The following is a 24,742-nucleotide window of genomic DNA, read 5'->3' as shown; positions in this document are numbered from 1 at the left end:
GCGAACCCGGCGTGCGCCCGCCGGGATCACCCCGCCGGGGTGAGCAACGCTCATCCGTCGCGGCGCGACGGTGGATGCTCCCATGGCACCCGTGCCGCATCCCGCCCGCCGCGCGCGGGCATGGCTGTGGCTCGTCGCGGTCGGGCTCGGCGCCGTCACGGGCGCTCCGGTCGCCCGGGCCGACGTCCTCGTCGACGAGAGCTTCACGGGCCCCACCGCCGCGGCGCCCCTGCGCGTCGGCGGGAGCTTCACCCCGTGCCTGACCGCCTCGACCGACACCGCCCAGGCCAACGTCACGGGCTGCGCGGCGGGCCAGCCGTCGATCCCGGCCGGCGGCGATCCCTACGGCGCGGGGACGCTGCGGCTGACCGACAACGGCCACGACCGCTCCGGCTTCGCGATCTATCGGCATGTCTTCCCGTTCACGTCCGGCCTGCGCCTCACGTTCACCGCGTTCGCCTACAACGGCACGCGCGTGCCCGGCTACGGCGCGGCCGACGGGATCTCGCTGTTCCTCGCCGACGGCGACGTGGGCGCCGACCGCCCCGGGGCCTTCGGCGGCAGCCTCGGGTACGCGCAGAAGTCGTTCGACTTCGAGGCGACCGTCCCGGACGTCCCCGGGGTCCCGGGCGGTTACCTCGGCGTCGGGATCGACGAGTTCGGCAACTTCGCCAACGACCGCGAGGCGCGCGGCTACGGGTGCGCCGACCGCGTCGACCGCAACATCCACCCCAACTACATCACGCTGCGCGGCCCCGGCGTGCCGGGCTCGGACTGGATGCAGGGCTACTGCGTCCTCGGTCGCACCGCCGCGCCCGGCGTCCTGGATCAGCCCGACGCGACGACCCGCACGGCGCCGGGCGTCGGCCACACGTTCCGGCTCGAGGTCGACCCGCTCGGCCGGCCCGACGGGACCCCGAACCCGAGCGCGCACGTGCGGCTCTTCGCCGACATGAACAACAACGGCACGTTCGTCCAGGTCCTCGACGCGCCGCTGCCGCCGGACCCGCCGCCGACCTTCGAGTTCGGCTTCGGGTCCTCGACCGGCAACGGCACCAACATCCACGAGATCCGCACGTTGCGCGTCGAGACGGTCGACGCCCTCCCCCGCTACACGCTGGCCAAGACCCACCCCGCCCCGATGCACGCGGGCGGGCGCGGCAGCTTCGACCTGCAGGCGGCGCTCGCGCCCGACGGCGGCGTCGCCTACGCGCCCGTGACCGTCAGCGACCGCCTGCCGCCCGGGATGACCGTCGCCGAGCCACCGCACGGCAGCGGCTGGGACTGCGGCGCCACGATCGTCGGGACCCACACCCTCCGCTGCACGTTCGCCGCCTCGCTGCGGCAGCCGCAACGGCCGGGCGCCCGGCTGCCGCTGCTGTCGGTGGTCGTCCAGCTGGCCCCCGACATCGCCGACCACGTCGTCAACCGCGCGCAGCTCGACGGCCCGGAGGTCACCGACCCGCCCGTCGCCGAGGACCCCGTGGACCCGGTCCGCTCCGTCGACGTCGCGGTGCGCAAGGTCGCCGACCCGGCCCGGATCGCCGCGGGCGACCCGACGAGCTTCGTCCTCGTCGTCACCAACAACGGCCCGGGCGACGCCCGCAACGTGATCCTCACCGATCAGCTCCCGCCCAAGCTCGGCGTCACCGCGGTCCGCCCCGCCACCGGCTCGTGCACGCAGGCGATCGCGAGCGTGCGCTGCGCGCTCGGCCCGCTCGCCGCCGGCGCGAGCACCCAGATCACCGTCGACACCCGGAGCGCCCCGGGCACCGCGGCGGGGACCGTCCGCAACGCCGCGGTCGTCACCACCTCCGACCCGGACACCGACCCGTCCAACGACCGCGCGAGCGCGCCGGTCGAGATCGTCGGGCCCGGCGACCCCGCCCAGCCGGTGTCGGCCTCCGACGTCCGGCTGGTCGTCACCAAGCGGGCCGCGCAGCGCAGCGCGCGCACCGGCGCGACCGTCGACTACGTCATCACCGTCCACAACGGCGGCGGCGCGGTCGCCCACGACGTCCGGATCGTCGACACGATGTCGGCCCGCCACGTCGTCGGCCACATCGACGCGGGCGGCCACGACTGCTCACGGCTGCTCGGCGCCGTCACGTGCCGGCTCGGCGACCTCGCGCCCGGCGCGACGGTCCGGGTGACCGCGCAGGTGCGGTTCCTGCGCCCGGGCAACGCGGTCAACACGGTCGCCGCCGTCCCGTCGTCCGGCCCGCTCGGCGACCGCGCGTCGCGCGCGCTCGTCCGAGTCGTCGGCGGCGCGGCGCTGAGCATCGCCAAGACCGCCGACCGCACGCAGGTGCGGGTCGGCGACACCGTGCGCTTCCGGATCGCCGTCCGGTCGCTCGGCCCCGACCCGGCCACCGCCGTCCGGGTCTGCGACCGCCTGCCCCGCGCGCTCCACCTGCTCTCGGCGCCGGGCGGCCGCCGCGCCGGCCGGTCGACCTGCTGGTCGCTGCCGAGCCTGGCGAGCGGCGCCGCGCGGTCGTTCACCGTGCGCGTCCGGGCCGTCGCGCCGGGGCGCGCCCGCAACGTCGCGACCGCCCGCGCGACCGGCACCGCCACTGTCCGGGCGGCGCGCAGCGTCGCGATCCGCCCCGTCCCGCCGCCGTCGGGCCTCGGCTGACGGAGGGATCGATGCGCGCTCGGGTCGTGGTTGCCGTCGCTGCCGCGCTCGCGCTGGCCGCGGGCGGGGTCGTGATCCTCGCGGGCGGCGGCGACGACGGCGGGCGCGGAACGTCCGCGACCTCCGAGCCCGGCATCGCGCTGACGACGCCGACCGTGACCAACGGGGTCGGCGACCAGTTCCCGCGCTCCCTGCTCGCCCCCGACGCGAGGTCCGAGCGTCAGATCGACCGGCGCGTCGTGAGCTTCATGGGCACGATCGCCAAGGACCTCAAGGCCTACTGGACCCGATCGCCAAGGCCCAGGGCTACGGCGCCCCCGACGTCCGGCACGTCTGGCCGCGCAAGGGCCAGCGGATCGCGACCGCCTGCCACGAGACCGCCGACCAGGACTCGGCGTTCTACTGCCCGGCCGACAACACCATCTACGTCGGGCGCCGTCTGGCGGGCGAGGTCTGGCGCAACCAGATCCTCCCGGCCCCGGCGGGCTACGAGGCGCCGCCTGCCAGGAAGCGCGGTGACATGGGGCTGACGTTCATCGTCGCCCACGAGTACGCCCACGGGCTCGGCGAGCTGGTCGGCACCCACCAGTACAACCCGACCAACCCCACCAAGAACTTCGAGCTGACCGCCGACTGCGCCGCCGGGGTCTTCGCCCGCCACGTCGCGCGCACCGTCAACATCCCGCCGCGGGCGCTGAGGGTCGGTTGGACCACCGCCCAGGCCGTCGGGGACCGCGCCTACGACGACCCGCAGCACCACGGCACGCCCGCCGAGCGGCGCAGGGCGTTCGACACCGGCTTCCGGACGACGCAGGCCAGAACCTGCAGCCGCTACCTGACCACCTACGTGCCGCCGGGGACCGGCACGACGCCGGCGCAGCCCTGAGCTCCACGGCGCGGCTCAGCACGCCGCGTGCGCGACCGGTCCTCCCGCCCGGGCGCTGCTCGCGCACGGGTGCGGGACCTCGGCCACGCGGCTGCTCGCCCGGGCGCGGGCGGCCGGCGCGTTGGCCGCGACCGCGGTGGCGCGCGTCGTGTAGCGCCCGCCGCCGTAGCCGCGGGGGACGCGCGCCGCGATCGTCAGCCGCCGCGCGCGGCCCGCGAGCAGCTGCGCGGTCGCCCAGCAGGGGCGGCCGGCGCGCACGCGCACGCCGCCGCCGGGCAGCGGCCGCCACCCGTCCGGGAGCCGGGCGCAGAGCACCAGCGCGCGGGCGTTGACCGCCTGGCCGGCGGCGACCGTCGCGTGGAAGGCGACGCGCGCGCCGGGCCGGATCCGGCCGGACGGCCCGCGCAGCGCGAGCGCGAGCCGCGCGCGGCGCGGGCCGACGGTGATCGCCGCCGTGGCGTTGCTCGGCGCCGCGGCGGTCGCCGCGCCCGAGCCGAGGACGCCCGCGACGTTGGCGAGGCGGCCGCCGCGCTGCGGCACGACCCGGACGTGGAGCGTCGCCGACGCGCCCGGCGCGAGCGCGGGGAGCGCGCAGGCGATCGGGCGGCCCGTCGTGCAGCGCGCGCCGTCGCCCGCGACGGCGACGACGTGCACCAGCGCCGAGAAGAGATCGGTGAGCCTGATCGCTTCGCTGCGCTGACCGCCGTCGTTGCGGATCGTCACGTCGTAGTCCAACGGCTCGCCGACGAACGCGGCGTCCTGCACGACGCGCTTGGTCACGACCAGCCGGCTCGGCGGCGTCCCCGGGCTCGGGGCGGGAGCGGGCGCCGGCGCAGGTGCGGGACTCGGCGCCGGTTCCGGGCCGCTGCCGCCAGACACCGCGACGACCGCCGCGGCGCGGTCGTTGGCCGTGACGACGTCCGGCGCGAACGCCGAGGTCGCCGTGGCCTCGGCGAGCGTCCCGGTCGTCCCCGCCCCCACCGTCCCGCGCAGGAGCAGCAGCGCGCCGCCGCCCGCGCGCAGCGTGCCGAGCGCGCAGCGCAGCTGCCGGCCGACCTGGGTGCACGTGCCCTGGCTGATGTCATAGCTGTCGACGGTGAAGCCGGGCTCGAGCGTGACGACCAGCTGCGCCCCGGGCGCGTCGTCGGGGCCGTTGTTGACCGCGGCGACCGACACCTCGACCGGGTCGCCGACCGCCGCCTGGGCCGGCGACGCCGCCACCGACACGGCGAGGTCCGCGGGCCGCGCGGCGAGCACGTAGGCCGCGCCCGCGTCCCGGATGTCCGGCCGGTCGGCCCCCGGCGCGCCGACCAGGACGTCGGGGAGGCCGTCGCCGGTGACGTCGCCCGCGCCGCCGACGGAGCGGCCGGCCGAGTCGCTCGCGGCGCCGCCGTCGAGCGGGACGACGCGCCCCAGGTCGCTCGCGAGGTCGACGGTGCGCGCCTGCCTGCCCGCGCCGAGCACGACGTACGCCGCACCCGCGCCCGAGCGCCCGCCGGGATCGGCGCCGGGCGCGCCGGCCAGGACGTCCGGGACGCCGTCGCCGTTGACGTCGCCCGGACCGGCCACCGCGGCCCCGGCCTCGTCGCCGGCGACCGCGCCGTCGATCCGCGTCAGCACCGCGCCCGCGTCCCCGAGCGCGACCGCGCCACCGCCCGCGCCGCCACCGCGCACGACGTAGGCCGCACCGGCCGAGCCGCGCACGTCCGGATCGGCGAACGGCGCGCCCACGAGCACGTCGGCGTGGCCGTCGCCGTCCACGTCACCCGCGCCGGCGACGCTGCGCCCGGCGCCGTCGTCGGCGGCCGCGCCGTCGATCCGGACGTCGCCCGCGGGCAGCGCCGCGAGGTCCACCGTGGTCGTCCCGGGACGGGTGAGCAAGATGTAGGCCGACCCCGCGCCGGTCCTGCCGCCGGGCGCCGCGCCCGGCGCGCCGACCACGACGTCCGGCCGCCCGTCGCCGTCCACGTCCGCGGCGGCGCCGACCGCGAACCCCGCCTGGTCGCCCGCGACGCCGTCGATCGTCACGCCGCCCGCGCCCAGCGCTCCGAGCGCGACGGGCTGCGCGCTCGCGCGGCCGAAGACGACGTAGGCGTGGCCGGGCAGCGCCCGCGACGCCTGCGGCGCGCCGACGAGCACGTCGGCGAGCCCGTCGCCGTTGACGTCGCCGATCCCGGCGACCGCGTGGCCCGCCCGGCTCCCCGCGGCCGCGCCCTGCAGGACGATCCGGTCGTCGCCCGCCTGGGCGAGGTTGACGAGCGCCGCGCCCGGGCGGCCGAAGATGATGTAGGCCTCGCCCGTCGTCCTGCCCGTCGCTCCGGCGAACGGCGCGCCGACGATCACGTCGCCGTAGCCGTCGCCGTTGACGTCGCCAGCACCGGCCACCGAGGACCCTGCGAGTGCGCTGCCGCCGGCGCTCGCGGCGTCGATCTCGATCCCCCTGCCGTCGGCCACCAGCGTCGCGAGGTCGACGGTCCCCGGCGCGGCCGGGCCGAAGACGACGAAGGCCGCGCCGGCCGTGTTCGGGCCACCCTGCGGCGCGCCGACGATCGTGTCGGGGACGCCGTCGCCGTTGACGTCACCCGCGCCCGCGACCGCGGCCCCGCCCTGCGAGCCCGCGACGGTCCTGCCGATCCTGACGCTCGCCCCGTCGATCCGCGTGTGGAACTGCGAGGCCAGGTCCACCTCCGCGCCTTCCGTCAGCGCGTGCGCTGCGGGCGCGGCGGTCGCCAACGCGACCAGGCCCACCGCCAGCGCCGCGCTCCGCCAGGGACCGGTGCGGCTTCGCATCGGCCGACCTTAGAACACGACGAAAACCAGTGTGGAACGCACAGCGCTCCGCATCCCGAAGACGCGCGGCGCGCGCCCGCGCCTACTTGTCGGCGAGCGTCAGCAGCTTGTCGATCCGCGCCTGGCTGACCGGTGGGTGCTGGAGCGCGTCGCCGCCGGGCCGCAGGCCGGCGATCAGCAGCTCGAGGTGGCGGCGCCAGGCGTCGGGCGCCTCGGGACGCGTCGCCTCGAGCACGCCGCGGATGCCGAAGAGCGCGATCGTCAGATCGGTGTTGGTGATGTCGCGGCGGATGCGCCCGTGGTCCTGGGCCTCGGCCAGCAGCGCGGCGATCAGCCGTCGTGCGGTCTTGACCATCGCGTGGTCGGTCGTCCACAGCCGCGCGAGCAGCCCGGGATGCTCGGCCTGGTAGGCGCACGACGCCTCCAGGAAGCGCTCCAGCCCGGTGCCGTCGGTGTGCTGCGACGCCTCCTGCGCGAGCGTGACCGTCGCGTCGAGGACCTCGTGGACGAGCGCCTCGACCAGCGCCGCCTTGGTCGGGAAGCGCCGGTAGAGCGTGCCCATCCCGACGCCCGCGACGCGCGCGATCTCCGTCACGCTGGCGTCCAGGCCCTGGGTGTCGAAGACCTCGGCGGCCGCCGCGAGCAGGCGGTCGCGGTTCTCGGCCGCGTCGCGCCGCAGCGGGCGGCGGGCCTTCGCCTTCTTGGTGGTGGTCGGCGCCGGGCTCACGTCACTCCGACTCGTCGCCGACAAGCGTGCCGGCCGCGACCAGGCCGAGCTCGACGTGCGGCAGCGTCTCCGGCTCGGCGAGCGTGGCCTCGTCGGCGCGCAGCGCGCTCGGGACGAACACGCCGGCGACGGCGGCGACGATCGTCGCGGCGGCCAGCAGCGTGAACCCGTTCGTGTAGCCCGACTCCTTCGGCAGCTGCCCGGCGTGGACGCCCGCGACGACGATGCTGCTCATGATCGCCGAGCCCAGCGCGCCGCCGATCGTCCGGATGTTGGCGTTCATCCCGCTGGCGACGCCGGTCTGCTCCGGCGGCACCGCGGCGACGATCAGGTTCGACATCGCCGCGAACGCGAGGCCGAAGCCGATGCCCTCCAGCACCATCGCCACCAGGATCTCCCACTTGTGGCCGTGGGCGAAGGCCAGGATCAGGAACGGCAGGATGCTGATCGCCAGGCCCGCGACGAGCACGATCTTGGGGCCGTACTTGGCCGACATCCGCCCCGAGACCGTGCCGAAGATGAACATGAACACGCTCATCGGCAGCAGGATCAGGCCCGACTGCGTGATGCTCACGCCGAAGCCGTAGCCCGCCGTCCCCGGATCGGTCTGCAGGAACTCGGGCAGGAACGCGAAGACGGCGTACATGCCGACGCCCAGGAACAGGGCCACCAGGTTGGTCGTCCAGACGGCCGGGATGCGCATCATCCTCATGTCGATCAGCGGGTTGGCCGACCGCGACTCGACCCGCACCCACGCGCCGGCGAGCACGATCGCCAGGACGATCAACCCGATGACCTTGGTCGACGTCCAGCCCCAGTCCGGCGCCTCGCTGATCGGCAGGATCAGCGCGACCAACCACCCTGACAACAGGACGATCGCCAGCCAGCTCAGCTTCCCGGGCGTCCGGACCGGCGACTCGGGGATCACCAGGTGCGTCGCGATGCCCGCCGCGGCGAGGACGATCATCGGGATCCAGAAGAGCCAGTGCCAGTTGAGCGTGTCGACGATCGGGCCGGCCAGCACGATGCCGATGCCCGCGCCCGCCGCCGTGAGCGACGCGATGATGCCGACGGCGCCCACGATCTTGTCCCTGGGGAACTCGTCGCGGATGATCCCGAAGGCCAGCGGCAGCACGCCGCCGCCGATGCCCTGGATGACGCGCCCGAGGATCATCACCGAGATCGAGGTCGACAGCGCGGAGATCAGCGTGCCCACGGCCAGCGCGCCGACGGCCACGACGAACAGCCTCTCCTTGCCGTGCATGTCGCCGAGCCGGCCCATGATCGGCGTGAAGATCGACGCCGACAGCAGGTAGGCGGTCAGCACCCACGTGACCGTGTTCTGCGTGGTGTGCAGCCCCGCCTGGATCGTCGGCAGCACCGGGATCACCAGCGACTGCAGCAGCGCATAGGCGGCCACCGCCGTCGCGAGGACCGCGAACGTGGCCTGGTGGTGGGTACGCGGCGCTTCGATGCTGCTGGTCGTGCTCATCCCTCGTCCTGGTTCGATCGCGGATGCGGAGAGACGTCTCCGCATCCGGGCAGGCTAGCAGCAAGCGGAGCGCTCTTTCCGCTTAGACGCGTCGAAGGACCGCGACGGTTGCGCCTAGAGCGCCATCTGCTCGACCCACCAGCGGGCGTGGGCCAAGAGGCGGTCGGGCGTGAAGCGCCTGGGGCTGGTGAGGACGAGCCGGGCGTACTCGTCGGCCATCGCGGAGAACATGCGCGCGGTCAGCTCGGCATCGGCGGAGCGGTCGTCGCCGACCAGCGCGGGTGCGACGGCGTCGGTCATGTGCGCCAGCGCGTCCGCGCGCCCGCGCGCGATGCCCTTGCGCAGCGACTCCGGCGCGCCCTCCGGGGGCATGAGCACCAGGCGCCAGGTCGCCGGGTGGTCGCGCACGGCGCCCAGGTAGGCGGCGAGGCTCTCGATCAGCAGGTCGCTCGGCACGCCGTCGTCGAGGCGGCTGACCTCGGTCTCGGAGAGCTGCGCCTTGGCGCGCGCCATCTCCCGCGCGACAACGGCCTTCAACAGCGCGGGCAGGTCGCCGAAGTGCTGGTAGACGATCGCGCGCGAGATCCCGGCCCTGCGGGCGACCGCGTCGATCGACACGGCGCCGAAGCCGTCGTTGACCACCAGGTCGGTCGTGACGTCGAGCAGCTGCTCGCGGCGGGCCTCGGCGGTCAGCCGGCGGGCCGGGCGCTTGGCGGTCTTCTCGGCGGGGCTCACGAACCGTCAGCCTACGAGGCGGCGACAGCGCGGAGCGGGCAGGTGCAGCCCGCCCCGCGCTGAGGTCCTGTGCCGGTGGTACGGCTCAGCACTTCCCGCCGCTGGTGGTGGCGGTTCCCGTCCCGCCGCCCTCCTCGGTGAACGTCACCTTGATCGTGCGGCTGCCCTTGCAGCCGATCGAGGTGAACGGCCCCCGGTCCCCGGCGCCCTTGGCGACGGTGGACGACACGCTCGTGATCCCGGCGTCCAGGCCGGCGACGGGGTGCAGCAGGTTGGCCGGCACCGAGTAGCTCAGCGAGCCGCCCGTGCTGTCGGTGCTGACCTTGGCGTCGATCGCCTGGCTGATGCCGGCGATGCACTGCGGCGGGCTGCCGTGCAGGTACAGCGCCAGGCTCGACGGGCCGCCGACGTACATGTCGAGCTTGAGGTCGCACTTGGCGCTCGGGTCGATGGCCCTGCCCGCGGCGCCGATGAACGACCTCACGAGGCCGGTGCCGACATGCGTGGCCCTCGCGCAGCCCCTGTCGTTGCCCGCCGTATTGATCGACGCGGCCGAGCAGTACCTGCCGCCGGCGACGTTCTTGAGGTTCTGCCGCAGGCCCGCGAAGTGGATCGAGTACTTCGACACGGGCTTGGACAGCGTGCCGTCGTTCGTGCCCACCGTGTAGTCGAACACGATGGCCACGTGCTTGGGCCTCTTCTTGGTGCCACCGGACGCGATCCTGCCGGTGACCTTGTAGACGTTGCTGCTCGACGACTGCGCCACGGCGATCGCCGCCACGCACAGCGAGAGGGCGACCGCGATCGCGATCGGGAAGGCCTTGCGCACGAGCTCTCCTCCTGAGAGTCGTTGGGACTCGGACGGCGCGATGTTACACACGTGTCAGTTACGCTGCCGTAAGTTGTTCACGCGGGCGGCGATGGACAGCGCCGCGCCGCGCCCGTACCGTGTGCGTGACGTGGTCCCAGCGCTGCTCGAACGCGAGTCGGAGAGCGCGGCGCTCGCCGCGGCGCTCGGCGAGGCCCGCCGGTCCGGCCGCGCGATCGTCGTGGTCGGCGAGTCCGGGATCGGCAAGACGCGCCTGGTGCGCAGCGTCGTCGAGCGCTGCGACATGCCGGTGCTGTGGGGCGCGTGCGACCCGCTCACCACCCCGCGGCCGCTCGGCCCGCTGCGCGACATCGCCCGCGGGCGCGACGACGAGCTGGCGGCAGCGCTCGCCGGCGGCGGCCGCGAGGAGCTGCTGGCGGCGCTGCTCGCGACGCTCGACGCGCCGCCGAGCGTGCTCGTCGTCGAGGACGTCCACTGGATCGACGCGGCGACGCTCGACGTCCTGGCCCTGCTCGGGCGCCGCATCGCCGCCCAGCGCGGCGCGCTCGTCCTGACCGGCTGGCCGGAGGCGCTCGGGCCGCGCGCCGACGTCCGGCGCGTGCTCGCGGCGTTCCCGCGCGACGCGCTGGCGATCATCGAGCCGGCGCCGCTGTCGCAGGCGGCGGTGGAGCGCCTGGCCGCCGCGCACGGCCGCGACGGGACCAAGGTGTACGCCTCGGCCGGCGGCAACCCGTTCTTCGTCGCCGAGGCGCTGGCCGCGGGGCCGGACGAGGCCGTCCCGACGACCGTCGCCGCGGCGGTCGCCGCCCGGCACGCGGGGCTGCCCGACGCCGCGCGCGCGGTGCTCGACGTCGTCTCGGTCGTCCCCGGGCCGACCGCGCTGACGCTGCTGGAGGGGATCGCGCCGGGCGCCGCCGACGGGCTCGACGCCTGCCTGCAGGCCGAGGTCCTGGTCGCGCGCGGCGAGCAGGCGGTCGCCTTCCGCCACGAGCTCGCCTGCCAGGCCAACGCCCGCGCGCTCGGGCTGGGTCAGCGCCGGGAGCTGGAGGCGCGGGTGCTCGCCGCGCTGGAGCGCGCGGGCGACGCCGACCCGGCGCGGCTGGTCCACCACGCGCTCGGGGCCGGCGACGACGCGGCGGTCCGCCGCCACGCGCCGGTCGCCGCCCGCGCCGCCGCGGCGCACGCCGCGCACCGCGACGCGCTCGCCCACTGGGAGGCCGCGCTGGCCGCGGGCTGCGGCGCGCCGGCGCTGGAGGGCGTCGCGACCGAGGCGTACCTGTGCGGCCACGCCGAGCGCGCGGTCGCGGCGCGGCGCGAGCAGCTGGCCGCCGCGGAGGCCGGCGGCGATCCCGCCGTCGTCGGCCACGGCCTGCGCGCCCTGTCGCGCGCGCTGTGGTGGAGCGGGCGCAGCGACGAGGCAGTCGTCGCGGGCGACCGCGCGATCGCGGTGCTCGGCGCGCTGCCGCCCGGCCGTGAGCTTGCCGCAGCGCTCAGCGGCCGTGCGCAGTTGGCGATGCTGGCCGAGGACGTCGATCACGCGATCGCGCTCGGCGAGCGCGCCGCGGCGATGGCCGCCGAGCTCGGCGACGAGGAGACGCTCGTCCACGCGCGCACCAACGTCGGGACCGCGCTGACGCTCTCCGACCCCGGTGACCGCGGCCCGGCGATGCTGCGCGACGCGCACGCCCGCGCGGCCGCGGCGGGACTCGACGACCACGCCGGCCGCGCGATCGTCAACCTCGCCAGCTCGACCGCCGACGCGCGCGGCGCGGATCCGGACGTGACGGAGCGCCTCGACGACGCGCTCGCGTTCTGCCGCGCGCGCAGGCTCGACGGCTACACCCGCTACGTGCACGGCGTCCGCGCCGGGGTCCGGATCGCGCGCGGCGACCTCGACGGCGCGCAGGCCGACGTCGACGCCGCGCTCGCGTTCGGCGAGGCCCTGAACGGGGTCTCGGCCTGGCCCGACGTCATCGCACGCGGCCGCCTGCTGACGCTGCGCGGCGAGCCGGCCGCGGCCGAGCGGGCGCTGACCGCGGTCTGGGACCGCGCGCAGCAGGCGATGGAGCTGCAGCGGCTGGTCCCGATCGCCTCGGCGCGCGCCGAGCGCGCCTGGGTCGAGGACGACCCCGACGGGGTCGCGCGCGCGGTGCGCGTCGTCCACGAGCAGTCGCGGGGCGCCGCCGTGCGGCGGCGCGAGGGCGAGCTGGCGCTGTGGCTGCGCCGCGCGGGCGCGGCGCTGTCCGGCGGCGACGCCGACGCCGTCCCGGCGGGGGTGCCGGAGCCCTACGCGCTGGCGCTGGTGGGCGACGACCTCGGCGCGGCCGCCGCGTGGCGCGCGCTCGGCTGCGAGCTGGAGGCCGCCTGGGCGCTGTGCGACGCCGGCACCGAGGCGGCGCTGCGCGAGGCGCTGGAGGTCTTCGACGCGATCGGCGCGACCGCCCCCGCGGCGCGCGTCCGGCGGCGGCTGCGCGCGCAGGGCGTCCGGCGGATCCCGCGCGGGCCGCGGGCGGCGGCGAGGGCCGATCCGGACGGGCTGACGGCGCGCCAGCGCGAGGTGCTCGAGCTGCTCGCGGCGGGGGCGACGAACGCCGAGATCGCGCAGCGGCTGGTGATCTCCGAGAAGACCGTCGACCACCACGTCTCGGCGGTGCTGGGCAAGCTCGGGGCGGCGAACCGGCGCGAGGCCGCCGACCTGGTGCGCGCCGCCGCCGCCCAAGATGGGGAGTCGCTCCCGATGTCCGGGGACGCGGTCGCGACGTAGCTTCGCGGCATGACCCAGACCAAGGTTCCCGCCGACGCCGACCTGAAGGCGCGCCACCGCGCGATGTGGGCGTCGGGCAACTACCCCGACATGGTGGAGACGTTCCTGCTGCCGCTCGGGCCGCGCCTCGTCGAGGCCGCCGGCGCGGGCGCCGGGCGGCGCGTCCTGGACGTCGCGGCCGGCACCGGCAACGCGGCGATCGTCGCCGCCCAGCGCGGCGCCGACGTCGTCGCCTCCGACCTCACGCCCGAGCTCCTGGACGCCGGCCGCGCGCGGGCGCAGGCGCTCGGCGTCGAGCTGGAGTGGACGACCGCCGACGCCGAGGACCTCCCGTTCGAAGACGCCTCGTTCGACGTCGTGATCTCGGCGATCGGCGCGATGTTCGCGCCCCACCACGAGCGCACGGCCGCCGAGCTGACCCGCGTGTGCCGCCCGGGCGGCACGATCGGCCTGCTCAGCTGGACGCCTGAGGGCACGATCGGCTCGCTGTTCCGCGCGATCGGCGGCTTCAACCCGCCGCCGCCGGCCGGCGTGCAGCCGCCGCCGCTGTGGGGCTCGGAGGTGCACCTCGACGCGCTGTTCGGCGACACCGTGACCTGGACGTCGAGCACCCGCGACACGCTCGAGGTCACCGCGTTCCCGGAGCGCGAGGCGTTCGCCGAGCACTTCGTGCGGCGCTACGGCCCGACGATCGCCGCGCGCGCCAACGCGGTGGCCTCCGGCCGCGAGGCCGAGTTCGACACCGCGCTGGCGGGCGTCTTCCACACCGCCGACGTCGGCGACGGCGCGGCCGGCGCGGCGCGCTACGAGCTCGAGTACCTGGTGTCGATCGGAACCCGCGCCACCTGACCCACGGCGCGTCGCGCGTCCGGAAGTAGGCTGACGGCGACGTGCGCGGTCCGTCGGCCAAGCCCGAGGTGCATCTCAGCCACCGGTCGAACTGGCTGCGCGCGGCGGTGCTCGGGGCCAACGACGGGATCCTGTCGACGTCGAGCCTGATCATCGGCGTGGCGGCGTCGGGCGCGTCGAGGTCGGCGATCGTCACCGCGGGCATCGCCGGGCTCGTCGCGGGCGCGCTGTCGATGGCGGCGGGCGAGTACGTGTCGGTCAGCTCGCAGCGCGACGCCGAGCTGGCCGACATGCGGCTCGAGGCCCGCGAGCTGCGGTCCGACCCGGAGGGCGAGCTGCGCGAGCTGGCCAAGATCTACGAGAACCGCGGCCTGACGCCCGCGCTGGCCGCCGAGGTCGCGCGCGAGCTCTCGGACCGCGACGCGCTCCAGGCCCACGCCCGCGACGAGCTCGGCCTCGCCGCGGAGCGCCTGGCCCGGCCGCTGCAGGCCGCGTGGGCCTCGGCGCTCTCGTTCTCGACCGGCGCGCTGCTGCCGCTGCTGGCCGTGGTGGTCGTCCCGTCGTCGCTGCGGGTCGCCGTCGCGGTCGCCGTGACGCTGGTCGCGCTGGCGCTGCTCGGCGACCTCGGCGCGCGCCTGGGCGGGGCGCCGCGCCGGCGCGCGACCGTCCGCGTCGTGATCTGGGGCGCGCTGGCGATGGCGATCACCGCGGCCATCGGCGCGCTCGTCGGCTCGGTCGCCTGATCTTCCCTGCGCGCCGAGCGCTGAGGGTGTACGTTCGATGTGGGCCTTGCCGCAAACGCGGCAGAGGCATCCTCACGGCCCCCATACGCAGGAGCCGGTCATGACGCTTTCCGCACCGCCGGAGCAGCTGCTCCGCGAGCCATCACGCCTGCAGGCCGAGCCGCCGTCGCGCCGGACCGCGCGGATCGCCGGGATCTTCATGGTCATCACCTTCATCTCGATCCCCGCCCTGCCGCTCTACGACCACGTCCTCAACAACACGCACTTCATCACCGGCGGCGGAGGAGACACGCGCGTCTACCTCGGCGCGCTGTTCGAGATCCTCACGCTGGTCGCCGGGATCGGCATGGCGGTCACGCTGTTCCCCGTCCTCAAGCGCCAGAGCGAGAGCCTCGCGCTGGGCTACGTGACCGTCCGCGTCGTCGAGTCCGGGCTCATCGCCGTCGGCATCGTCAGCCTGCTCGCCGTCGTGACGCTGCGCCAGGACCTGGCCGGCGCGACCGGGACCGACGCCGCCTCGCTGATCCTCACCGGCCGCACGCTGGTCGCCGTCCACGACGCCACGTTCCTGCTCGGCCCCGCCTTCTGTGCCGCGATCGGCAACGGCCTCATCCTCGGCTTCCTGATGCTCCGCTCCGGGCTCGTGCCACGGCGCTTCGCCCAGTTCGGCATCGCCGGCGGCACGCTGGCGCTGATCACCGCGACGCTCGTGCTCTTCGGCGCCTACGACCAGATCTCCGGCCCCTCGACGTTCCTCACCGCTCCGGAAGCCATCTGGGAGCTGTCGCTCGGCATCTACCTCATCGCCAAGGGCTTCAAGCCGTCGCCCATCCTCGCCGGGCGCTCGCGGCCTACGCCGCCAGCGCCTTGGCCTTCAGCGCGCTGAACTCCTCCGGCGTGATCGTGCCGTTGTCGAGCAGCGCCTTGGCCTTCTCGATCTCGGCCGCCGAGCCGCCGGCGACCTCACGGATGTACTGGTCGGCCTGCTGCCTCTGGTTCTTGGCCTGCTCGGCGCTGCGCTCGGCCATGCCGTCGTGCTGGAAGACCAGGTAGCTGAGCGCGCCGATGAACGGCAGGACGATCAGGAACACGGCCCACGCCGCCTTGGCCCAGCCGGAGATGTCGCGCCGGCGGAAGACGTCGACGAGGATCGTGAAGACCATGAAGATCCAGATCACCCACGCGAAGAAGATGATCATGCTCCACAGGATGTTCAAGAAGGGGTAGTCGGCCGCGAGGATCACGACGAAGCTCCAGGGTTCGCGAAGGTCGGAAAGCCGGACCTTCGCGTCGTCGCGGATGAGACGACGTCACCCGCGCCGGGTGGTCCGGGGCTGAGCGGTGGCCGATGAGTTCGCGCGGCGCCGTGGGTCTCTGGGGCATGAGCGAGAGAAAAGTGATCCTCAAGATGGTCCTGTCCCTCGACGGCTTCGCCACCAGCCCCGACGGGACCCACGACTGGATGTTCGAGTGGTTCGGCGACGACTCGGGCGAGTGGAACCGGCGCGCGCTCGCGGACGCCGGCGTCCACGGGATGGGCCGCCGCAGCTACGAGATCATGGGCCCGCACTGGGCCGCGTCCGAGGGCCCGGTCGCGACCGCGATGAACGAGAAGCCGAAGGCGGTCTTCTCCAACACCCTGCAGCAGGCGGACTGGGGACCGGTCGAGGTCTTCGGCGGGGACCTGGGCGCGGCGATCGCCGACCTGAAGGCGCGCGACGACGAAGGGACGATCCTGGTCCACGGTGGCCCCACCTTCGCCGCGGCGCTGACCCGGCTGGGCCTCGTCGACGAGTACCAGCTGACGACGGTCCCGATCGCAATCGGCGCGGGCCGCAGCCCGTTCGCCGACCTCGATGAGCACCTGAAGCTCGCGGTCGTCGAGGAGGAGCGCTTCCGCAGCGGCGCGCTCGCGCAGATCCTGGTGCCGCAGCGCTAGCCCGCCGCCGCTCCTCAGAGGGTGAGGACGTGGGCGGTCGCCGGGTCGACGTGGCCGTCGAGGACGGCGAGGTAGGCGGCCTGCACGGCGTCGAAGCCCTCGCCCTCGATCGGCTGCAGCCAGCCGGCGACCCACGCGCGGAACGGATGCCAGGCCGCGGCGACCCGGTCGTTGAGGCCGGCCGGGCCCCAGTCCGCGCCGCGCTTCTCGATGCGGTCGGGCGCGAAGAAGAACTGCGGGGCCGGGCCCGGGAGGCCGGCCGCGCCGGGCGCCAGCTCCTCCCAGTGGGTCGCGCCGACGACGACGCTCGCGACGAGCCGGTCGCCGAAGTGGGAGTGGACGGCGAGCCGGACCTCGGCGTCGCCGGCGACGTCGACGAACGTCGCGGGGCCGGCGTCGAGCCCGCCGACCTCGTCGTAGCTCACGACGTGGGTGTAGATCCCGAGGCCCTCGACGAACGCGCGGCTGCGGCTCGACGTCAGCCCGACGATCTCGGCGCCGGGGCGCTGGGCCAGCAGGAACGCCGCGCCCAGCGAGGTCTTGCTCGAGGCGCTGGAGATGAGGATCGGGCCGGCCTCGGTGCGGCCGTCGTCGTCGAGCGCGTCGTCGATCAGGAACGACGTGTAGAACAACGGGCGCAGCAGCATCTGCAGCGCCTCGGTGTCGGCGGTGTGGAACGGATCCGTGGCGGTGCTCAGGTAGCGCTGGTAGGCCGACGGCAGCGACCGGCGATGCGGCGCGGCGTCGGTGAAGCCGTGCGCGCCGGCGCCGCCCGGCGTCACGACCAGGTGCGTCGAGGGCGGCAGGTAGCCGTAGACGCGCGTGCCCACCTCGACCCCCGGCGCCCGGCTCGCCTCGACCTCGGCGAAGCCCCACATCGGCACCCGGCCCCAGCCGTCCTCGGCGGGGAAGAAGTCCCAGTACTTCATGCCGTCGCCGAACACCGCGTAGGTGATGTTGTTGGCGGTGAGGCCGAACCGCTCGACGCGCAGCAGCGCCTGGCCGTCCCCGGGCTGCGGCGTGGCAGACTCCGCCACGCGGCAGGTCCGCAGGTCGTCTCGGCGGACCAAGAAGTCGCTCATGCGGCCGAGCCTAGCCCGAGGACGTCGTCGAGGTCTACGCGCCCTGCTGGAACCCGCCGTCGGCGCCGAAGCCCTGGACGGACTCGACGTCGATGAGGATCGCCACGCCCTTGCGCTCCGGGTCCTGGTCGCGCTCGCCCTGGATCATCCCGGCGTAGACGGCGTCGTTCGCGTCCAGGTCGACGTGGGCGCGGCCGCGGAAGGACAGGTACTTGGCGCCGGGCCCGTCGGGGTCGTAGTAGACCAGCGTGACCTGCGGCCGCTCCGCGATCGCCTTGGCCAGCCCGTCCTCGGGGTTGCGCGCCCACAGCGCCAGCCGCTGGGCGTCGTGGACCTGGGTGCTGCCGCGGAACGACACGACCGGGTAGCCGGCGTCGTCGACGTGGCCGACGACCAGCGTGTGGCCGCGCGCCGCAGCGCCGTCGACGGCAAGCGCGATGTCGCCGGTGAGATCGATGGGATCAGCCATTGGTGAGACTCCTCGTTGGTTGACGCGACCGAGGCCCCGCCCCGCTCGCGCCAGCGACCATAGCGCGACGGCCTCGTCCGCCCGTACCGCCCTGCGGCCATCACGCGTCGCCTCGGCGAACGCGGCGATCACCGCTTCAGCGTCCAGCCCAGCTCGTCGACCGTCAGCGCCGGGCGCGTCACGGTCAGCGACACGTTCGTGAAGCGCTTGGCCTTCAAGGTGGTGGTGATGAACGTGCGGATCGCGGCGGGCTGGCCGGCGAGGTGGGCGAGCACCGCTCGCGGGACCTCGACGGCGCCGTACTGCGCGCGCGGCGACGCGTCGAGCCGGGGCGAGGTGATCGAGCCGCGCAGCGCGTCGACGCTGTGCAGGACCAGGTCCACCGTCTTGCCGCCGGCCGTGAGCTGCAGCCTGGACGGCGTGCAGTGCACGTCGTAGCCCGACACGGCGATCGTCATCCCGTCCGCGCGTCCGGTGAAGGCGACGCCGGTCGGCGCGCCGAGCCCCAGGCGCGTGGTGTCGCGCCGCGGGTTGTCGAGGCGCCGGCCGCGCAGCGGCAGGCCGGTCCGGTGGAAGCGCCAGGCCGCGGACGTCGTCTTGATGATGTCCTTCTCCCAGTAGCCCGTGCGGCCGCGGGCGTCGAGCCCCTCGACGCGCAGCGTGCGGTGGATCGCGCCCGTGCCGGTCTTCTCCACCGAGATCGCGCTCGTGATCGCACCGGGCACCTTGGGCTGGTGGACCCAGGCGGGCGCGGGCAGCTGGATCGGCGCCGACGCGTCGCCGCGCTTCTGCGGGTCGTAGCTGTAGTGGAAGAACGCGGCGTCCGAGCCCGACAGGTCGAAGTCGAACAGGCGCGTGTAGAGGTCGCCGTGGCGGCCGACGACGAAGACCGTCGAGCCGCTGGCCGAGAGGTCGACGGCGCGGAAGCGGCCGCGCACCGGGCCGCACATCTCATAGCTGTCGTCGTTGGCCAGCCACGGGTCCATGAACGTCAGGCGCCGGCCGCCGGTCCGCAGCGCCCAGATGTGCGACACCTTGTCGTTGCCGACGGCGTGGGCGTTGCCGGCGGTGTCGGTCCAGGTCCGGTCCTCGGCGGGCGAGAGCACCGACCACGACCAGGCCAGCACGCCGGTGGGCAACGTCCGCCCGGGACCGTTCCAGAACGGCAGGCCCCAGCGGCGCGACCAGTTGAACAGGTCCGGGCCCTTGAGGGCGTTGTCCATGGTGAACACGCGGCGGTCGGCGTCGATCGCCACGAGCTCGTCGTCGTCGGCCGAGATCGACGCGACGCGGCCCGCAAGGCAGTCCGGGAGCGGGACCTCGCGCCAGCCGACCGCGTCGCCGCCGGCGTGCGACACGTACAACCTGCCGCCGCGCGTGGCGAACGCGTAGCGCGCGTTGTAGGTGTCGGTCGGCCCGCGCAGGAAGATCCGCCTGGGCAGCAGGCCGGCGGGCGCGACGGGCCACTGGGCGAGCGACCCGGCCTCCGGGATCTGCGTGAACGGGACGAGGTCGCGGCTGTTGACGGTGCCGCCGAAGAGCGTGGCGCAGCTCGCCTCGCGGGCGGCGGGAGCGGGCGCCTGGGCGGCGGCGAGGGCGGTGGTCCCGGAGAGGGGCAGCGCGAGCGCGAGGGTGGTGAGGACGGGCGTGAGGCGACGGATGGCGGGCACCGTATGACGCCGCCGAGCCATCTGTCAAGATCTCTTTCCAGATTGCCCGTGCCTAGACTCACGCCGATGCCCGCGGGCCAGCGATACGGCGGACGTACGGCCGAGGAACGCCGCGCCGAGCGCCGCGAGCGCCTGCTCGACGCCGGGCTGGAGCTGTTCGGGACGCAGGGCTACGCCAACACGTCGATCGAGGCGCTGTGCGCCGCGACCCGCCTGAACCCCCGGTACTTCTACGAGTCGTTCCAGACGCGCGAGGCGCTGCTGCGCGCGGTCTACGACCGCCACATGGAGCACCTGGCGCAGACGGTCGCAGCCGCGCTGCAGGACGCGCCGCTCGACCCGCGCGGCCGCGTCGAGGTCGGCCTGCGCGCCTTCGTGCAGACCCAGCTCGCCGACCACCGCAACGCGCGCATCACCTACCTGGAGATCGTCGGCGTCAGCCTCGAGCTCGAGCACCACCGCCGCTCGGTGCTGCGCGGCTTCGCCGGCCTGCTGGAGCAGGAGGCCGACCGCGTCGCTGCGACCGGCCTCCTCCCCCCTCGCGACCGCCGCCTGACCGCGCTCGCGCTCGGCGGCGCCGTCGACGGCCTGCTGACCGACTGCTTCACCAACGACGACCCGCCGTCGACCGAGGACATCATCTCGACCCTCGTCGACCTCACCGTCGCCGCCTTCACGACGACCTAGCCCGCTGCTGAGGTTGCGGCCGTGGCGACCCGATCTCCCTCAGCGGCGCCCGCCGAGGGTGTCCAGCACGCGCCGGGCGAAGCGCTCCAGCGGCGGCTCGGGCGACGGTGTCCGGTCGCGGTCGCGGTGCCGCCAGCCGACCTCTTCGACCAGCTCGTCGATGCCGACCGACAGCAGCACGCCGTTGCGGTGGATCTCGGCGATCTGCTCGGGCCGCGCGTGGCGGTGGCGGCCCGGGAGCGGCAGGGTGTGGATCACCACGCCTTCGAAGATGCCGCCCGGAGGCTCGATCAGGACCTCGTCGACGACGCCGACGCGGCGGCCGCCGGGGTCGTAGACGGCGGTGCCCTCGGCGAGGGCGGGGAAGGCGATGCGCGGCCCGAGGTCCATGGCCTTCGTGGAAGTAGGCCCGGGAGCCCGGAGGCAAGCGCGGATTGCCCGCGCCGGTCAGCTCGTGAGGTCGCGCCCCCGGCAGGCGAGCTGCAGGAGGAGACGGTCGTCCGGGTTGTCCTCGTCGACGTCCAGCAGCGCGAAGATCTGCTCGACCCGGTAGGCGACCGTGTTGCGATGCAGGTTGAGGACCTCGCCGGTCCGGGTCAGCGAGCCCTGCTCGTCGAGGTAGACGTGCAGCGTCCGGATCAGGCGCTCGGCGCGCGCGCCACCGAGGCCGACCAGCGGCGCGAGCACCGTCGCGACCGCGTCGCGCGCGGTGTCCGACGTGTACCACTCGACCAGCCCGCGGCGCAGGCCCGCCCGGTCGAACGCGACGGCGCTCCACGGGCGCTTGGAGGTGCGCGCGACCGCGACCGCCGCCTTGGCCTCCGACGCGGAGGCCAGCAGGCCGCTCGGCCCCTGGTGCGCGCCGCCCACGCCGCAGTGCACGAGCGTCAATGGCAGGACCTCGCGCAGCGGGCTCATCGTGCGTTCGAGCGCGCGGGCGACCTGCGTGGCGCTGGCCGGGCCCGGGTCGCTCGCGCTGGTCCGCACCAGCACGGCGCCCGCGCCGGAGCGGGCGGTGTGCCATTCGGCCCCGGCCTCGCGCAGCGCGTGGATCGCGGAGGCCGCCAGCCGCTGGCGCGCCTGGTCGGCCGCGATCGGATCGGGCTGCTCCTCGGGGGCGAGGTCCTCGAAGTCCAGCCGCGCGGCCACGTGCCAGCCGTCGATGGGCACGCCGAGCGCGCGAGCGCGGTGCGCGATCGCGTCGTGGGCGATCGGCGGTGCGACGAGCAGCTCGGCGAGGATCGCGCCGCGCGACTGCAGCGGCAGGCTGGCGGCCAGCCGGGTGTGCTCGAGCGCCTGCCACGTCTGCGTCGACGCGATGCTCAGCGTGAGCTCCAGCGCCAGCCCGAGGTCGCCCTCCTGCCGCTCGGCGGTCAGCCACCACTCCGGCTGGCCCTGGCCGCGCACGGCGGCCATCACGCCCGCGGACGGCCGCCTCGAGACCAGCCGGATCGGGACGCCCAGCGCGGCGCCCGCGCGCGCGGCGATCGCCTCCGGGGCTCCGCCGGGTGGATGGGCGTGGATCGCCCGCATCGCGGTGTGCGCGCGCAGGAGCGCCGCGTCGGCACCGCCGCTCAGCTCCCGCCCGATCGCGATCGCCAGCGCCGCCAGGTCGACCCCGGCGTCGGCCCCGAGCAGGGCGACGCCGAGGCGCTCGGCCAGCGCGCCCGCCGTCGGGGTCACGGCGTCGGCCGCCGGCCCGCAGAGGACCAGCGCGGCGACGCCGATGCTCGCCGCGATCCGCAGCGCGACGTCGAGGCGGTAGCTGCCCGCCAGCGCCGAGGCGGCGCGGGTCAGCAGGACGATCGCGTGCCTGGGGACCCGCTCCAGCTCCGATACGTCCTCGACGAGCGCAACGCTCGTGACCAACGTGGTGCTCCGGGCCTGCGCGAGGTAGCTGAGCGAGGGTCCAACCGTTGGCGACCCGACGAGCTGCTCGAGCGAGGCCACCGGCCTATGCTACGTGTAGAACTACTGCTCTGGAGAACTTCGCATGCGCCTCGACGACCGCACCCTGCGCGCCCTCGCCCGCGGTTGCGGGCTGCTCGGCGCCGGTGGCGGCGGAGACACGTTCGTCCCGCTGACGATGGCGCGCCGAGCGGTCGCCGAGCACGGTCCGGTCGACGTCGTGACCGCGGACGACCTGACGCCCGACGGGCTCGTGATGCCGTGCGGGCTCCTCGGCTCCCCCGCCGTCGCGGCCGAGCGCATCCCCGGCGGCGACGAGGGCCACGACCTGCGGGCGGCGGTGGAGGCGCGGTTCGGCGTCCCGGTCGTCGCGCTGATGCCGTACTCGATCGGCGGCGTCAACGCCCTCGTCTGCGCGGCCTGGGCCGCCCGGCTCGGGCTGCCGCTGCTCGATGCGGACGCGATGGGCCGCACGTTCCCGTCGCTGGCGCAGATGGCGACCGGGCTGGGCGGCGTCCGCGCGACGCCGGCGGTCCTGACCGACGGGCGCGGCAACACGGTAGTGCTGGACGCCGCCGACGACGCCTGCGCCGAGCGGCTCGCGCGCCGGATCGCGACGAGCATGAGCGGGGTCTGCGCGATCGCCGTCGCCTGCCTGACCGTGCGCGACGCGCGGCGGTGCGCGATCCTCGGCTCGATCTCCGGCGCGGTCGCGCGCGGCGCCGATCCCGACGGCCTCGGCCGCGTGCTGGCCGAGGGGCACGTGGGCGAGATCGAGCGCCGCGTCGCCGGCGACACGATCCACGTCTCGGCGCTGCTCGACCCGGGCGGCCGGCGGATCTGGCTGGAGGCCCAGAGCGAGCTCCTGCTCGCGCTGGAGGACGGCGCGGTGCGCGCCGCCGTGCCCGACGTGCTCGCGCTGGTCGACGCGGCGTCGGGCGCGCCGCTGCTGGTCGAGCGGCTGCACGACGACCAGGCCGTCCGCCTGCTCGTGCTCGAGGCCGCGCCGGTCTGGCGCACGCCCGGCGGGCGCGCGCTGACCGAGCCGGCGGCGTTCGCGCTCGAGCTTCCTGACATCCCCAATGGTGAGGTGCGCGATGCCAGCGGCTGAGGCCGTCGCCGGCGTGCTCGCCGGTGCGACGGGCACCGAGGCGGTCCTGCTGGACGCGCGCCGCCGGCTGCTCGTCGGCGCGCGCGCCGACGGCGGCGGCGCGGGGCCGTGTGCGGGGTGCGCCGGCGCGCTCGACGCGCTGGCCGCCGAGCTCGGGCGCCCGCTGCCGGCGCGCACGCGCGTGACCCTGGGCAGCGAATGGGTCGCCGACGCGCTGCGCGACGGGCGCGGGCTGACGCGCGTGGCGGTCATCCGCGCCGGCGGCCCGCTGACCGGCGCGGTCCCACCGCTGTGGACGTGGCCCGCCGCACTGCGCGACGCGACCTCGGCCGGCGCGGTCGTCGTCGACGGCGGCGCCGAGTACGACGGCCACCACCCGGTGGCGCTCGACGCCGAGGCCGTCCTGCGGTTCCTCGACGCCGCCGCCGGAACGGCCGAGGCGGTCGCGGTCGTCGGCGTCTTCTCGCCGATCGCGGCCGACGACGAGCTCGCGATCGCCGAGCTCGTCCACCGCGAGCTCGGGCGCGCCATGCCGGTCTCGCTCGGCCACGAGGTCGGCTCCCTCGGCCTGCTCGAGCGCGAGAACGCGACGGCGCTCAACGCGGCGCTCACCGGTCCCGCGCGGGTCCTGGCGACGGCGCTGCTGGCCGCGCTCGAGGAGCGCGGGATCCAGGCCGATCCGTTCGTCACCCAGACCGACGGCTCGGCGATGGTCCTGGACCACGCCGTGCGCTACCCGGGCCGGATGCTGGGGCACGGGTCGGCGCTGGCGATGCACGGCGCGGCGTGGATGAGCGGCGTCGCCGACGGCGTCGTCGCCAACGACGACGGCGTCCGCACCGACCTCGGCGTGCTGGCCGGCGGCCTGCCGCGCGAGGCGCCCGACGACGTCGTCGAGATCGCCGGGGTCCGGACGACCATGCGGCGCCCGGAGGTCCTGCGGCTGGCCGGCGAGCTCGCTCCGGGCGCGACGCGTGCCGGCGCTCTGCGCGGCGCGCTGCGCAGCTTCGGGCTCCCGCGCGACCAGCGCACGGTCGTGGCGGTCGGCGCCGGGGCGCAGGACGTCGCGGCGGCCCTGGCGGACACGGAGGGCGTCGAGGTCGTCGTGCCGACCGACGGCGCGGTCGCCGGCGCGCTCGGCGCGGCGCACGCGGTCGTCGCCGGGCAGGTCGAGGTCTTCTGCGAGCGCGGAGGCCACGCGGCCCGGGCCGCCGTCGCCCGCGCCGAGCGCACAGCGGTCGAGCGCGCGATCCACGCGGGCGCCGACCCGGCGCTCGTCCGCGTCGTGGAGGTCGAGCAGAGGCCGCTCGGCTACCTCGTCGTGCCCGCGCTGCGGGTCCACGTGCGCGCCGAGGGACCGTGCCTCTGAGCACGGCGCCGGGCGCGGAGCGCGGTCCTCGCGCAGGCGCAGGTCACCTCCGCGACA

Annotated in this window: 21 protein-coding genes; 10 read left to right on the top strand and 11 right to left on the bottom strand. The window is 75.6% G+C overall.

All coding sequences use genetic code 11. The annotated features are described in order from the left end of the window. The first annotated feature begins 82 nt into the window (after positions 1-82). Together H030_RS0111470 and H030_RS40590 are read left to right on the top strand one after the other, a co-directional pair. The gene (locus H030_RS0111470) at positions 83-2,635 is read left to right on the top strand and encodes a DUF11 domain-containing protein (protein WP_027006214.1); all 2,553 of its coding nucleotides are present in this window, start codon (positions 83-85) and stop codon (positions 2,633-2,635) included. After that, positions 2,574-3,521 (top strand): neutral zinc metallopeptidase, encoded by a 948-nt coding sequence (locus H030_RS40590; RefSeq protein WP_081690703.1) that lies wholly within the window; start codon positions 2,574-2,576, stop codon positions 3,519-3,521. Before H030_RS0111470 ends, H030_RS40590 begins: the two co-directional genes overlap by 62 nt. A 15-nt stretch (positions 3,522-3,536) precedes the next feature. Here the strand turns inward: H030_RS40590 and H030_RS36910 are convergent, their stop codons facing one another. The 5 genes from H030_RS36910 to H030_RS0111440 form a co-directional block, all read right to left on the bottom strand. After that, positions 3,537-6,311 carry an FG-GAP-like repeat-containing protein gene (locus H030_RS36910; RefSeq protein ID WP_051222363.1) on the bottom strand — a complete coding sequence of 925 codons (2,775 nt, stop codon included), beginning with the start codon at positions 6,309-6,311 and terminating at the stop codon, positions 3,537-3,539. Positions 6,312-6,393: 82 nt separating this feature from the next. Next, the gene (locus tag H030_RS31325; RefSeq protein ID WP_051222362.1) at positions 6,394-7,038 is read right to left on the bottom strand and encodes a TetR/AcrR family transcriptional regulator; all 645 of its coding nucleotides are present in this window, start codon (positions 7,036-7,038) and stop codon (positions 6,394-6,396) included. A 1-nt stretch (position 7,039) separates the two neighbouring features. Further along, a complete protein-coding gene (locus H030_RS0111450) occupies positions 7,040-8,530 on the bottom strand; it encodes an MFS transporter (protein WP_027006212.1) in 1,491 nt (496 codons plus the stop codon). A 114-nt stretch (positions 8,531-8,644) separates the two neighbouring features. Further along, entirely contained in the window at positions 8,645-9,265 is a 621-nt protein-coding gene (locus tag H030_RS31320; protein ID WP_051222361.1) for a TetR/AcrR family transcriptional regulator, read from the bottom strand. 85 nt (positions 9,266-9,350) lie between these two features. Continuing rightward, positions 9,351-10,094, bottom strand: a complete 744-nt coding sequence (locus tag H030_RS0111440; protein ID WP_027006211.1) for a hypothetical protein — start codon at positions 10,092-10,094, stop codon at positions 9,351-9,353. A gap of 130 nt (positions 10,095-10,224) precedes the next feature. Between H030_RS0111440 and H030_RS40430 the strand changes: the two genes are divergently transcribed. The 4 genes from H030_RS40430 (at position 10,225) to H030_RS0111420 (ending at position 15,336) form a co-directional block, all read left to right on the top strand. Further along, on the top strand, positions 10,225-12,858 hold the full coding sequence (locus tag H030_RS40430) for a helix-turn-helix transcriptional regulator (RefSeq protein WP_027006210.1): 2,634 nt from the start codon (positions 10,225-10,227) through the stop codon (positions 12,856-12,858). A gap of 9 nt (positions 12,859-12,867) precedes the next feature. Next, entirely contained in the window at positions 12,868-13,707 is an 840-nt protein-coding gene (locus tag H030_RS0111430; protein WP_027006209.1) for a class I SAM-dependent methyltransferase, read from the top strand. Between the two features lie 41 nt (positions 13,708-13,748). Next, positions 13,749-14,450, top strand: a complete 702-nt coding sequence (locus tag H030_RS0111425) for a VIT1/CCC1 transporter family protein (RefSeq protein ID WP_035126122.1) — start codon at positions 13,749-13,751, stop codon at positions 14,448-14,450. 100 nt (positions 14,451-14,550) lie between these two features. Next, on the top strand, positions 14,551-15,336 hold the full coding sequence (locus H030_RS0111420; protein WP_081690700.1) for a DUF4386 domain-containing protein: 786 nt from the start codon (positions 14,551-14,553) through the stop codon (positions 15,334-15,336). Here the strand turns inward: H030_RS0111420 and H030_RS0111415 are convergent. Continuing rightward, positions 15,302-15,694, bottom strand: coding sequence for an SHOCT domain-containing protein (locus tag H030_RS0111415; RefSeq protein ID WP_027006206.1), 393 nt, complete (start codon positions 15,692-15,694; stop codon positions 15,302-15,304). The genes H030_RS0111420 and H030_RS0111415 overlap by 35 nt on opposite strands. 137 nt (positions 15,695-15,831) lie before the next feature. Here H030_RS0111415 and H030_RS0111410 point away from each other — a divergent pair, with 137 nt between their 5' ends. Then, a complete protein-coding gene (locus H030_RS0111410; RefSeq protein ID WP_035126120.1) occupies positions 15,832-16,389 on the top strand; it encodes a dihydrofolate reductase family protein in 558 nt (185 codons plus the stop codon). Between the two features lie 14 nt (positions 16,390-16,403). On the opposite strand, the gene H030_RS0111405 is transcribed toward H030_RS0111410, so the two are convergent. The 3 genes from H030_RS0111405 to H030_RS36905 all read right to left on the bottom strand — a co-directional run bounded on the left by H030_RS0111405 (position 16,404) and on the right by H030_RS36905 (position 19,610). Next, positions 16,404-17,471, bottom strand: coding sequence for a DUF2855 family protein (locus tag H030_RS0111405; RefSeq protein WP_027006204.1), 1,068 nt, complete (start codon positions 17,469-17,471; stop codon positions 16,404-16,406). Positions 17,472-17,505: 34 nt separating this feature from the next. Continuing rightward, positions 17,506-17,940, bottom strand: coding sequence for a pyridoxamine 5'-phosphate oxidase family protein (locus H030_RS0111400; RefSeq protein ID WP_027006203.1), 435 nt, complete (start codon positions 17,938-17,940; stop codon positions 17,506-17,508). Between the two features lie 128 nt (positions 17,941-18,068). Continuing rightward, a complete protein-coding gene (locus H030_RS36905; RefSeq protein WP_051222358.1) occupies positions 18,069-19,610 on the bottom strand; it encodes a hypothetical protein in 1,542 nt (513 codons plus the stop codon). A gap of 66 nt (positions 19,611-19,676) precedes the next feature. On the opposite strand from H030_RS36905, the gene H030_RS0111390 reads away from it, so the two are divergent. Beyond that, entirely contained in the window at positions 19,677-20,297 is a 621-nt protein-coding gene (locus H030_RS0111390; protein WP_035126118.1) for a TetR/AcrR family transcriptional regulator, read from the top strand. A 39-nt stretch (positions 20,298-20,336) separates the two neighbouring features. Here H030_RS0111390 and H030_RS31310 read toward each other — a convergent pair whose 3' ends face one another. Together H030_RS31310 and H030_RS0111380 are read right to left on the bottom strand one after the other, a co-directional pair. Continuing rightward, positions 20,337-20,687: a PRC-barrel domain-containing protein gene (locus H030_RS31310; RefSeq protein ID WP_051222357.1), complete on the bottom strand. Its 351-nt coding sequence runs from the start codon at positions 20,685-20,687 to the stop codon at positions 20,337-20,339. Positions 20,688-20,744: 57 nt separating this feature from the next. Continuing rightward, a complete protein-coding gene (locus H030_RS0111380) occupies positions 20,745-22,247 on the bottom strand; it encodes a PucR family transcriptional regulator (protein WP_027006201.1) in 1,503 nt (500 codons plus the stop codon). A gap of 43 nt (positions 22,248-22,290) precedes the next feature. On the opposite strand from H030_RS0111380, the gene H030_RS31305 reads away from it, so the two are divergent. Both H030_RS31305 and H030_RS0111370 read left to right on the top strand, forming a co-directional pair. Further along, complete coding sequence (locus tag H030_RS31305) at positions 22,291-23,316, top strand: DUF917 domain-containing protein (protein WP_051222356.1); 1,026 nt, start codon at positions 22,291-22,293, stop codon at positions 23,314-23,316. Next, a complete protein-coding gene (locus tag H030_RS0111370; protein ID WP_027006200.1) occupies positions 23,303-24,685 on the top strand; it encodes a hydantoinase/oxoprolinase N-terminal domain-containing protein in 1,383 nt (460 codons plus the stop codon). The genes H030_RS31305 and H030_RS0111370 overlap by 14 nt, the downstream gene beginning before the upstream one ends. Positions 24,686-24,742 lie beyond the last annotated feature (57 nt).

The sequence above is a fragment of the Conexibacter woesei Iso977N genome (genome assembly GCF_000424625.1).
Lineage (GTDB): Bacteria > Actinomycetota > Thermoleophilia > Solirubrobacterales > Solirubrobacteraceae > Baekduia > Baekduia woesei_A.
Note: the sequence above shows the minus strand (reverse complement) of the source record. Positions and strands in the feature narration are given on the sequence as shown.

What these genes read in the sequence shown, in the direction of transcription:
- H030_RS0111450 (WP_027006212.1), bottom strand. Translation starts at nt 8,530, where the DNA reads ATGAGCACGACCAGCAGCATCGAAGCGCCGCGTACCCACCACCAGGCC.
- H030_RS0111400 (WP_027006203.1), bottom strand. Translation starts at nt 17,940, where the DNA reads ATGGCTGATCCCATCGATCTCACCGGCGACATCGCGCTTGCCGTCGAC.
- H030_RS31310 (WP_051222357.1), bottom strand. Translation starts at nt 20,687, where the DNA reads ATGGACCTCGGGCCGCGCATCGCCTTCCCCGCCCTCGCCGAGGGCACC.
- H030_RS31305 (WP_051222356.1), top strand. Translation starts at nt 22,291, where the DNA reads ATGCGCCTCGACGACCGCACCCTGCGCGCCCTCGCCCGCGGTTGCGGG.
- H030_RS0111390 (WP_035126118.1), top strand. Translation starts at nt 19,677, where the DNA reads ATGCCCGCGGGCCAGCGATACGGCGGACGTACGGCCGAGGAACGCCGC.
- H030_RS0111430 (WP_027006209.1), top strand. Translation starts at nt 12,868, where the DNA reads ATGACCCAGACCAAGGTTCCCGCCGACGCCGACCTGAAGGCGCGCCAC.
- H030_RS0111405 (WP_027006204.1), bottom strand. Translation starts at nt 17,471, where the DNA reads ATGAGCGACTTCTTGGTCCGCCGAGACGACCTGCGGACCTGCCGCGTG.
- H030_RS0111370 (WP_027006200.1), top strand. Translation starts at nt 23,303, where the DNA reads ATGCCAGCGGCTGAGGCCGTCGCCGGCGTGCTCGCCGGTGCGACGGGC.
- H030_RS36910 (WP_051222363.1), bottom strand. Translation starts at nt 6,311, where the DNA reads ATGCGAAGCCGCACCGGTCCCTGGCGGAGCGCGGCGCTGGCGGTGGGC.
- H030_RS0111470 (WP_027006214.1), top strand. Translation starts at nt 83, where the DNA reads ATGGCACCCGTGCCGCATCCCGCCCGCCGCGCGCGGGCATGGCTGTGG.
- H030_RS0111420 (WP_081690700.1), top strand. Translation starts at nt 14,551, where the DNA reads ATGACGCTTTCCGCACCGCCGGAGCAGCTGCTCCGCGAGCCATCACGC.
- H030_RS0111410 (WP_035126120.1), top strand. Translation starts at nt 15,832, where the DNA reads ATGAGCGAGAGAAAAGTGATCCTCAAGATGGTCCTGTCCCTCGACGGC.